This is a genomic window from Dactylosporangium aurantiacum (genome assembly GCF_000716715.1).
GTDB lineage: Bacteria > Actinomycetota > Actinomycetes > Mycobacteriales > Micromonosporaceae > Dactylosporangium > Dactylosporangium aurantiacum.
This window is the reverse complement of the sequence record NZ_JNYJ01000072.1, coordinates 20,049-29,701: the sequence shown is the minus strand read 5'-3', so window position 1 is coordinate 29,701 and position 9,653 is coordinate 20,049. Positions and strand designations below refer to the sequence as shown.

Here is a 9,653-nt window from a genome sequence, read left to right as displayed (position 1 = left end):
CCAACTACCGGAGACCTCGCCCATTGTCGATCTCCGACACGCACCCAACCACGTCAGGGCAGGTCAAGCACCACGCCCGAGTTCGACACACGACCTAGGCGGCGGTCAGTTGGGTGGTGGTTGGGTCGGGTTCGGTTCCCTCGGTGGTGATGACAGTCAGTCGGGCTTTGGCGAGGATTTCCAGGCCCATGTAGCGGCGGCCTTCGGTCCATTCATCGGTTTGTTCGGCGAGGACGGCGCCGATGAGGCGGATGACCGCGGCCCGGTTGGGGAAGATCCCGACGACGTCGGTGCGGCGGCGGATCTCCTTGTTGAGGCGTTCCTGTGGGTTGTTGGACCAGATCTGCTTCCAGATCTCGCGGGGGAAAGCGGTGAAGGCGAGCAGGTCCTCGCGGGCGTCGTCGAGGTGGTCGGCGGCGTCGGGGAACCGTTCGGCCAGCGCTGTCACGGTGCGGGCGTACTGGGCTCGGACCGCGTCGATGTCGGGTTGGTCGAAGATCGTGCGCACGAGCGTGGCGACCCACGGCTGCGCGGACTTCGGCACCTTCGTGGTCAGGTTGCGCAGGTAGTGGGTGCGGCAGCGCTGCCAGGCCGCGCCGGGCAACGCCGCCCCGATCGCGGAGACCAGGCCGCGGTGCGCATCGGACACCACCAGGCGGACGCCGGCCAGGCCGCGGGCGGTCAGGGAGCGCAGGAACGCCAGCCAGCCGGCGCCGTCTTCGTCGCTGGTGACGTCCAGGCCGAGGACCTCCCGTTGCCCGTCAGCGTTCACGCCGGTCGCGACGAGGGTGTGGACGTTGACGATCCGGCCCCGTTCACGCACTTTGACGACGAGGGCGTCCAGGGCGAGGAACGTGTATGGGCCGGCGTCCAGGGGCCTGTTGCGGAACGCTTCGACCTGGGCATCCAGATGCGCGGCCATCTCCGACACCTGACTCTTGGACAGGCTCGTGATGCCGAGCTGCTCGACCAGCTTCTCCACCCGCCGGGTCGACACCCCGAGCAGGTAGGCGGTCGCGACCACGCTGATCAGGGCCTGCTCGGCGCGGCGACGGTGCTGCAACAACCAGTCCGGAAAGTACGAACCGGACCGCAACTTCGGGATCGCCAGCTCGACCGTGCCAGCGCGGGTGTCCCAAGCACGCTGCCGGTAACCGTTGCGCTGGTTGACCCGCTCGTCGCTGCGTTCGCCGTACTCGGCGCCGCAGACCGCGTCGGCCTCAGCGGACATCAGCGCCTCGGCGAACGACTTCACCATCGAACGCAGCAGATCGGGTGACGCCGAGCCAAGTTCCTCCCGCAAGAACCGGCCAACGTCCACACTCTTGGGTGCGGTCATCGCTTGATCTCTCCTTCGCACTTTGGTCAGTTCGAAGGATCAAGCGGTGACCGTCTCCGTACCCTCAACCACCACAAAGGTGGGCGATTCGTACACCACTCCCGTGGACGCGACCGTTCGCGACGCACCCCGGTGAGCCGGGAAGCAGATCCTAACCTCACTGAATGAACGGCGGCTACGGCAACAGCGGCATCCGCACACGTCAGGTGCCTGCCGGCCGGTCCGGGTCCGGTTGCTCGCCCTCCGCGCGACCGGCCTGCACCTCTTCGTCATTACACCCAGGCGGTGCCGAAGGTCGCTGGTTGAGGAGTTGGCCTCCGGAGTGTCGACGATCGAACCGCCTGTCGACCCGCGGTCTCGTGACTCGGACTCATCGGAGTCGTTCATGGCGGCGCAATACCCGCTCTCCGCGCGACCACACTCACCGCGAGTCCCCGTCGGACCAAGGCCCCGGCTCCGACACCGGCGCATCTGAGCCCATCAAGCGATCAGGCGGGGAAGAAGTGTACGCGATCTGCAGGAGCGGCTTGCTGCCGCGACAGCAACACCTCAGGCCGTTTGCTCGGCATCATGCCTGCTCGCCCGAGCACCGTCCCGCGGCGGGGGCGGTTCCGGGACGAGCGGATGAGGTGCATCGTCGCACGGGTTGTCGACCTGGCAGCCGAGGCCGACGCTCTTCCAGCCGGTAGATCGACCTCACCTGCGCGGAAACTCGCACGGTCGACGTTTGCGCCGGAGCAGGGTTGGTAGCCGACGTTTGAGGCGATCCCGGCCCCGCGGATGGCGAGGCGCTGAAGGAGGAGGTGATGCGACAGCGAACCGCCCGAGTTCTCAACGCATACGGACAACGCTCTTCAGGAGATGAACATCATGGCCGACGTTGCACAGTTTCTCACGACGCATCCGGACCTAGCGGATTTGGAGGACCGCGCGGCGCGGATCACCGCGAGCGCCCAGTCGGTGGCGATCGACGGGTTGGTGCTTCTCACCGGTGGGTGGCTGGCCATCTCGCCGTGGGTCGTCCACTTCAACGCGATTGCACCGAACCTGACCGTCAATAACCTGATCCTCGGCATCCTCGTCACCGTCGTTGCCCTCGGCCTGACGATGGCGCCAGCACGGATGTACCGGCTCAGCTGGTCGATGGTAGCCATCGGCGCCTGGGTCATCATTGCACCGTTCGCGATCCAACAGTCGGCCAGCAGCGCCGGTCTGATTTGGAACAATGCTGTTACTGGCGGTGCCGTCGTCCTACTCGGACTGGCTGCCGTCGGGCTGCTGATGAGAACTGGTCGTGGACATCGCGACGCCAGGCGCTGAAGCCAGCTCGAACGCCGCATGTGTCTGGACACATCGCTCTGGCTCGCCTGGAAGGCTGCACCTTTGCACATCGACAGGGACCGTCGGTAGTGCGACGGCGATCCGCGACAGGGCTGCATATCCGTTGAGAGGAGGGCAGAGGGATGCAGATCGAGCAGTTCAAGGACGAAGCGGTCGGAGTTGCAGGGGACATCGCGGGCGCTGTCGTCGCCCCCGAAACCGGCCTGGCGAAGCTCCGCGACGTGGTAACAGCACCGGTTGTGGTGGCCACGGCGGGCGCGTTGGTGGCGGCGTTCTGGCTTGGGCGCCGCTCCCGACGAACGCGGTGACCACCGTACGAAACGAGCCACGCACCAACCGAGGGTGACCTCTCCCCGGTTTGGCACCGCCACCCACTCGCCCGACCGGAGGAGGCGACGTTGGCGGCCGGACGGCAGTATTCCGTTCGCTTGATCAACACCGTTTGACACCAAGAGGTGCCCGTCCTGCCGACTGGCGGGCATCGATCCGCGGCCCCAACACCAGACACGTAGGCGTGCCCGGCAGCTTCGACGAATTGGGCACGGCAGCTTGGCGACACGTGAAGCCGGGTATCGGATAACTTATGAACCCGAGGGATCGGCTGCCCGGTACGATGTCGCTTCTGGGAGACGCGCTGCGGCTGGCTGCCCTGCTCGCCGCGGTGGTGTGCGTGGTCATCGGTCAGTGGGACGACGCGATCCGGTTTGTTGTCGTCCTCGGGGTACTACTTACCTCGCGGCTGGTGGCGCTGCCACGGCCGTTCGATGCGGCTCTTGGTTCGACCCTGCTGCTGGCCACGGCGGCGATGGCCGCCGGTTGGTACGCCTCGATCGGCTGGATCGACTGGCTGATTCATTGCGTGACCACCGGAGCGGTCGCGGCGGTAGCGGTGCTGCTCCTGATCCGGACCGCCCTGCTGCCACCGCTGCAGCATCCGGTACTGACGAGTCGACGCGCAACTGTGGTGCTGCTCGTCGTCACCGTAGGCTTTGCCGTCGGGGCCCTCTGGGAGTTCTACGAGTGGCTGGCGACCAATGCGTTGGGGATCGCGATGGTGGTGGGGTATACCGACACGATTGCCGATCTCGCCATGGACGGACTTGGATCACTGTTGGCCGGCCTCGCCCTCGCTGCGTGGGCGAGGCGTGGTCGGACCTCACGGCGCAGTGTTTCCGCTCCTGCGACAGGAGCGGACAACCGCGGCAATGTGAGCCCGTGAGCCGCACGGCGCCTGAAGCCATGTCACGCGACTGTCATACATTCGGCAGGTGCCCGCCACATACGACTTGAAGGGTTGGAGTGGAAGGAGCCCAACGACATCGGGAGGCGACATGCACCCGCCCGTTGGCCAGCGCGCTGAGCCGCAGCGCGTTGTCCTCCCCCAGCCGGATGGCCGACATCGCAACTCGGACGCCAGACTTGACCGTCAGCCACGAGGAGCTCAGGATGCGCCAAACGGCTGCACCTGCGGTGATTCGGCATGTGGCCGGCGATTCGCAGAGCTCGCCTCGGCAGACCGTCGCGTCCGGCGATCGCTGAGAAACCGGCTCGTAGAGCGACACCTGCCGCTTGCCTACAGCTTGGCTGCCCGCTACCGCTCCGACCCGCGCACACATGATCTCAAGCAGGTCGCCGCGGTAGCTCTCATTGAGGCCGCCGATCGTTTCGAAGCTGATCGAGGAACGCCGTTCTCCGCATTCGCCGCGGCGACTGTCACAGGCAAGCTGAAGCGGTACTTCCGTGACAACCGCTGGCCGTTGCACACGTCACGGCGACTTGGAGAGCTGCATCTCAACATCAAGGAAGCCGACGTGCGACTGGCCCAAACGCGGCAGCGTGTCGACGACGTGGACGTCGCTGAAGCCCTCGGGTGCAGCACCACCGAGGTTGTCGAGGCACGGCGCCTCGGATATGAGCAGCAACTGCTGTCGCTCGACGCTCCCGTAGCGCCGGGCGCGGCGGAGCACGGTGATCCGGTCGCACTTGCCGACACATTGAGCGACGGTGTTGACCCCACCAGCACAGTGGACGATCATGAAGCACTCCGTGCGGCACTGCGGAAACTCCCCGATCGGCAAGTCAGGGTTGTCGTGCTGCGCTTCTACGGCAACCTCACGCAGCGCGAGATCGGCGAACGAATCGGTCGTTCGCAGATGCAGGTCTCGCGGATGCTGCGTACGGCACTCGACCGGCTCCGTGCGACCCTCGACGGTGCTGACGCACCCGTTGCGCCCAATGCCTCCGGCGGCGCTGGTGTGGCCGCCCGCACATGTGGGCAGGAACAGGCGAGCGGACACCGTCGGTGCAATGCATCGCCACACGTCCACAACGTGGTCCCCACGCCAGGACATTCCACCGCTCGGGCAAGCCCGTTCCGGCGAACGGGCTTGTTAGCGCTGAACGGGGTCACCGGTCCGGCACGATCACGCACCTGGTCGCCGGCCACCCGCTCGACCATCCCCACGCTGTTGAAGATGGAACCGCTGTCGCGACAACCGCATGACCGGGCGAGCAGCATGCTGGGCTCGATCCCCGTGGCAATAGCAGAGGCCTCGCCGAGCCGGGTTTCCGCGATGCCGACGGTCCGTTCACCTCCGCTGCGCATTACCGCCCCCGCTGCCCGTCCGTAGCCCGTAGCGGCGCTCCCTTCGGAGCGTCAATTTGGTACGCGCCCGGCGGCGCGATTCCCGCTGGGCAGTACAACCGCAGAAGATTGGGGTAACTGCAGCGCATGGTGTTTCAGGGGTGGTACGACCTGGTTTGCCTCATGGTGGTCGCTGCTGTGACCTATCCGTTTCTGGTTGCGCTCGTGCGGGGTTCGGGCAAACGAACGCTGGCGAAGATGAATGCGTTCGATCTGGTCGTAACGGTTGCGCTGGGTTCGACACTCGCGACGATCGTGCTGTCACGAGACGTGTCGCTGGCCGAGGGAACGGCAGCGCTGGTGATGCTGGTCGGACTGCAGCTGGTCGCGACGTGGCTGGCGGTGCGGTTCCGGCCGGTCCGGCGACTGCTCAAGTCGGAGCCGACGGTGTTGCTGCGTGACGGTGAGATGCTGCATCAGGTGATGCGGGCACAACGGGTGACAGAGGGTGAGGTCGCACAGGCGATCCGGGCCCAGGGCATCGGCGATCTCGCCGCGGTGGCGGCCGTGGTACTGGAGACTGACGGCAGTTTCAGTGTGATCGCCACCGATCAGGCCGGGAGGCGTACGGCGCTGCCCGGATCTGACGGACCGGCAGGTGACTAGATGCCAGTAGGATACGGGCCGGACCGGCGCCAGCGGTGGAGCGTTCTGAGCGATGCGTTGCGGACACAACTGTGGCCGCTGCCGGCGGCGGGTGTCGCTCTGGCGATCGGGCTCGGGGTGGCACTGCCCCGGCTGGACGCCGCGTTAGCTGGTCGTCTACCAGCAACATTCACGGCATTCCTGTTCAGCGGTGGACCGGAAGCGGCACGGACGGTGTTGTCGGTGATCGCCGGATCGCTCATCACGGTGACATCGCTGACGTTCTCCCTGACCGTGGTGACACTGCAGCTGGCCAGCAGTCAGTTCTCCCCGCGGTTGCTGCGTACCTTCACCCAGGATCGTTTCGTGCACGGCACGCTGGCGTTGCTGCTGGCGACGTTCACGTATGCAGTGACGGTGCTGCGAACCGTGCGGGCGTCGCTGGACTCCCAGGCCGCGTTCGTCCCGCACATGTCAGTGACGGTCGCGTACGTGCTGGGTTTGGCCAGCGTGCTGGGGTTGGTGCTGTTCCTGGCGCACTTGGCCCGGCAGATCCGGGTGGAGTCGATGATGCGGGCGGTACATGCTGAGACCACGGCAACCATCCGGCGAGTGCTGCCCGACGGTACGGATCATGAGCATCAACCGCCGGTCCCGCCGCCGACAGCCGTGCGGTTGTGCGCAGCAGCGTCCGGATTTCTCACCTTCGTCGACGAGAAGGCGCTGCTCACGGCGGCGGCAGACGCCGATGCTGCAATACTGCTCGATCGGCTGCCGGGCGACTCGATCATCGCTGGCACTCCGATTGCGGCGGCTTGGGCCGTCGGCGGCGGCGCCCTGGAGAAGCCGGTTGTGGAGGCGCTGGCGCCACGCGTCGCCGCCGCGGTACGGGTGGGTTTCGAACGCACCGCAGCGCAGGACGTCGCGTTCGGGTTGCGCCAGCTGGTCGACGTCGCGGTCAAAGCCTTGTCGCCGGGAATCAATGACCCGACCACGGCGATCTCCGCGCTGGGACATCTCGCGGCGCTGCTGTGTGAGGCGGCCGGCCACGACCTCGGCCCGCGGGTGGTGCATGACGAGGCCGGCAAGGCATGCGTCATGTTGCAACGTCCGGACCTTGCGGTGCTGCTCGAGCTGGCGGTGGCCCAGCCCCGCCGATATGGTCGGGCCGATCCGGATGTGCTGGCCCGGCTGCTGACGCTGCTGCGTGAGGTCGCCTGGCATACGCGAACGACCGCGCAGCGCGGTGCTGTCGAGGAGCAGTTGCAACGATTGCAGGCCACGATCGACGAACAGCGCTTCGACGACGCCGAACGCGGGCGGCTTGACGCGCTCGCCCGCACCGTCCCGGCCGCTCTCGTCCGGCAATGGCCGGCGTCGTAGCGCCGACGTGATCGACATCCATGTCTGTAAACGGAATGGAGGGAGACGACGCGGTCAAGCGTCCGATCACCGAGCCACACAGCAACGGGAGGGGCCGATGCCTGCAGTTGTGCACCGTTCAGCCTCGTTGGCGCGCCGGTTGGCGATCCTGGTCACCGTACTGGTACTGGCAGGCTGCAGCGGCGATCCCGAACCTGAGACCACGGCGGCCGCGTCGGAGGCGGATCACCGGCTGCGCGCCGGCACCGATGTGACCCTGACCGCGGTGGTCACGACTGTCGTCAGCGGGAATGCCTTCCTGATCGCGGACGCAGACCTGCCGAAGCAGGGACAGCTCGTCGTGTCCGACACGCAGGTCACGGTGCGAGTGACCGGCTTGGTCACGGTTTCCGGCCGCGTCGAGGCTCTCGACCAGACCGCACTGCAACGATACGGGGTGTCGGATCCGCAACTGCTCGACCGGTCCGGAGGGGTCGCCATCATGGCAACGGCCATCCGCCGCTACCTGCCGGAGGCGGACGCACACCACGAGCTGCGGCCGACCGTGGTGGACCAGCGGTTTCGCATCACAGGAACTGCCGTGCAACGTAAGTGACAGCGATGGCCGCGGTGACCGTCACGATGCCCGCGGTCAGCAGCGCCGGTCCATGTCCGGGCGGTGGCACCTGTTCCGCGAGAATGGCCCGTTCTGCGGCACGATAGCGCAGGTATCCGATCACGCAGGTCAGAGCACCGAACAAGAACAGTACGATGCCGATCACCGACAACACGGGATGTCGTCCGGTGAGCTGGATCAGGGCGACACCACCGGCGAGTAAGGTGAGTGCCGTGCGCAGCCATGACAGCAGCGTGCGTTCGTTAGCGAGCAGGAACGCGACGTCGACGTCAGGGTATGCCTGGCCGTCGGCGCTCTCGTTCGCCGAAACGGCATCCACGTTGCTGAGCACCACCTGACCAACCACCACTTGTCGCCGATCGTCCGAGCGGCGCCTGTCGGGTACATCGGCCACCGACGGCGACACCTGAGCGGATCTGGTCCGTTATCCGTTTCTGCGTCGCACCGCAGCCACGTGGCTCTGGGCACGCCGAACTGTTATCGCAGCGGTCTGCCTGGAGTGCCGTCCCCGATGCGGTCGAAACCATGACGCCCGGTGCTCGTGCGGCTCAGGCGACCCGGTAATGCTCGGCGTCTGCAGCGCGGAACGTCAAACCGTTGCCGGGCGCCGACAGATCCGGTGACATCGCGCCTCGGACCGGTGATGTGGCTCCGTCGAACAGGAGGGTTTCGATGCGCGCATGGTCGTGGAAGTACTCCAGGTGCCGCAGGTTGGGCACTGTCGCGGCCACGTCCAGGTGCAGGTTGGGAGCACAGTGCCCGGACACATCCAGGTCGTACGCCGCCGCCACCGCGGCCACCCGCTGAAACTCGGTGACTCCACCGCAGCGGGTGACATCGGCCTGCAGGCAGTCGACCGCCCCGGCGGCGCACATCCGTTGGAAGTAGGACAGGCCATAACCGTATTCGCCGGCGGTTACCTCCGCCGCCACAGCGTCGCGGACGCGACGCAGTCCGCCGAGGTTGTCGGAGGACACCGGCTCCTCGAACCAGCGGACGTCCAGATCACCGGTCCGTTCCGCGATACGCATGGCCTGTTTCACGCTGTAGGCACCGTTGGCGTCGACGAACAGCTCGATGGCTGGACCGATGACCTCCCGGGCCTGACGCATCCGGTCGACATCACGGTCGGTGCATGCACCACGATCCTGACCAATTTTGATTTTGACGCTCCGGACGTCAAAATCTTCGATCCAGCCCTTGAGCTGCTCGGTGAGCTGCCGCTCGTCGTACGTGGTGAAACCGCCGCTGCCGTAGACGGGCACCGCCTCATGGGCGACACCGAGCAGCCGGGACAGCCGGATGTCCAGTAGGCGCGCCTTGAGGTCCCACAATGCAGTGTCGACCGCGGAGATGCTCGTCGAGGCGATGCCAGGGCGACCGATATTGCGCACCGTACGCCACATGGCTTCATAGGCTGCCGTGACGTCGAACGCGCAGCGTCCGACGACAGCGTCTGCGAGCACGTCGCGGACCAGTCGTGCACCCGCCGCCGCACCGTAGGTCCAACCCAGCCCGGTGATGTTCCCGGCAACGGCGTGGACGACGACGATCGTCGTGCTGCTCCACACAGCTGTGCCGTCCGCCTCCGGCTGATCGGTCGGAATTGTGAATGCCGCCGCGGTGACCGCGTCGATGGACGGCTCCTCAACCGGCATCGCGCTGCTCCTTTCGTTCACCCGGTCGTCGCACCCTCCAGATCCGGGTTCGAGCGGCCGTCGTCCGTGAACTCCGCCCGGATCACC

At 66.5% G+C, this 9,653-nt stretch carries 10 protein-coding genes; 7 read left to right on the top strand and 3 right to left on the bottom strand.

Annotated elements, in window-relative coordinates:
* Positions 1–94: 94 nt before the first annotated feature.
* Positions 95–1,339: an IS256 family transposase gene (locus OP18_RS47015; protein ID WP_033366763.1), complete on the bottom strand. Its 1,245-nt coding sequence runs from the start codon at positions 1,337–1,339 to the stop codon at positions 95–97.
* A gap of 870 nt (positions 1,340–2,209) precedes the next feature.
* On the opposite strand from OP18_RS47015, the gene OP18_RS47010 reads away from it, so the two are divergent.
* From OP18_RS47010 to OP18_RS46980, 7 genes are all read left to right on the top strand, one after another.
* Complete coding sequence (locus OP18_RS47010; RefSeq protein ID WP_033366787.1) at positions 2,210–2,659, top strand: SPW repeat protein; 450 nt, start codon at positions 2,210–2,212, stop codon at positions 2,657–2,659.
* 143 nt (positions 2,660–2,802) lie between these two features.
* The gene (locus OP18_RS47005) at positions 2,803–2,988 is read left to right on the top strand and encodes a hypothetical protein (RefSeq protein ID WP_033366761.1); all 186 of its coding nucleotides are present in this window, start codon (positions 2,803–2,805) and stop codon (positions 2,986–2,988) included.
* 275 nt (positions 2,989–3,263) lie between these two features.
* The gene (locus OP18_RS54125) at positions 3,264–3,899 is read left to right on the top strand and encodes a DUF2238 domain-containing protein (RefSeq protein ID WP_156090284.1); all 636 of its coding nucleotides are present in this window, start codon (positions 3,264–3,266) and stop codon (positions 3,897–3,899) included.
* Positions 3,900–4,011: 112 nt separating this feature from the next.
* A complete protein-coding gene (locus tag OP18_RS56410) occupies positions 4,012–5,310 on the top strand; it encodes a sigma-70 family RNA polymerase sigma factor (protein ID WP_081971740.1) in 1,299 nt (432 codons plus the stop codon).
* A 152-nt stretch (positions 5,311–5,462) separates the two neighbouring features.
* The gene (locus tag OP18_RS46990) at positions 5,463–5,930 is read left to right on the top strand and encodes a DUF421 domain-containing protein (protein ID WP_245635778.1); all 468 of its coding nucleotides are present in this window, start codon (positions 5,463–5,465) and stop codon (positions 5,928–5,930) included.
* On the top strand, positions 5,931–7,292 hold the full coding sequence (locus OP18_RS46985) for a DUF2254 domain-containing protein (RefSeq protein ID WP_033366755.1): 1,362 nt from the start codon (positions 5,931–5,933) through the stop codon (positions 7,290–7,292).
* A 97-nt stretch (positions 7,293–7,389) separates the two neighbouring features.
* The gene (locus OP18_RS46980; protein WP_156090283.1) at positions 7,390–7,887 is read left to right on the top strand and encodes a hypothetical protein; all 498 of its coding nucleotides are present in this window, start codon (positions 7,390–7,392) and stop codon (positions 7,885–7,887) included.
* Here the strand turns inward: OP18_RS46980 and OP18_RS54120 are convergent.
* Both OP18_RS54120 and OP18_RS46970 read right to left on the bottom strand, forming a co-directional pair.
* Positions 7,859–8,302 carry a YidH family protein gene (locus tag OP18_RS54120; protein WP_162189927.1) on the bottom strand — a complete coding sequence of 148 codons (444 nt, stop codon included), beginning with the start codon at positions 8,300–8,302 and terminating at the stop codon, positions 7,859–7,861. The two genes, OP18_RS46980 and OP18_RS54120, sit on opposite strands and share 29 nt — an antisense overlap.
* Positions 8,303–8,456: 154 nt before the next feature.
* Positions 8,457–9,566, bottom strand: coding sequence for an enolase C-terminal domain-like protein (locus OP18_RS46970; RefSeq protein ID WP_033366751.1), 1,110 nt, complete (start codon positions 9,564–9,566; stop codon positions 8,457–8,459).
* Positions 9,567–9,653: the final 87 nt, after the last annotated feature.

Coding starts and splice junctions, on each gene's coding strand:
- OP18_RS46985 (WP_033366755.1), top strand. CDS start 5,931: ATGCCAGTAGGATACGGGCCGGACCGGCGCCAGCGGTGGAGCGTTCTG.
- OP18_RS54125 (WP_156090284.1), top strand. CDS start 3,264: ATGAACCCGAGGGATCGGCTGCCCGGTACGATGTCGCTTCTGGGAGAC.
- OP18_RS47005 (WP_033366761.1), top strand. CDS start 2,803: ATGCAGATCGAGCAGTTCAAGGACGAAGCGGTCGGAGTTGCAGGGGAC.
- OP18_RS46980 (WP_156090283.1), top strand. CDS start 7,390: ATGCCTGCAGTTGTGCACCGTTCAGCCTCGTTGGCGCGCCGGTTGGCG.
- OP18_RS56410 (WP_081971740.1), top strand. CDS start 4,012: ATGCACCCGCCCGTTGGCCAGCGCGCTGAGCCGCAGCGCGTTGTCCTC.
- OP18_RS47010 (WP_033366787.1), top strand. CDS start 2,210: ATGGCCGACGTTGCACAGTTTCTCACGACGCATCCGGACCTAGCGGAT.
- OP18_RS46970 (WP_033366751.1), bottom strand. CDS start 9,566: ATGCCGGTTGAGGAGCCGTCCATCGACGCGGTCACCGCGGCGGCATTC.
- OP18_RS47015 (WP_033366763.1), bottom strand. CDS start 1,339: ATGACCGCACCCAAGAGTGTGGACGTTGGCCGGTTCTTGCGGGAGGAA.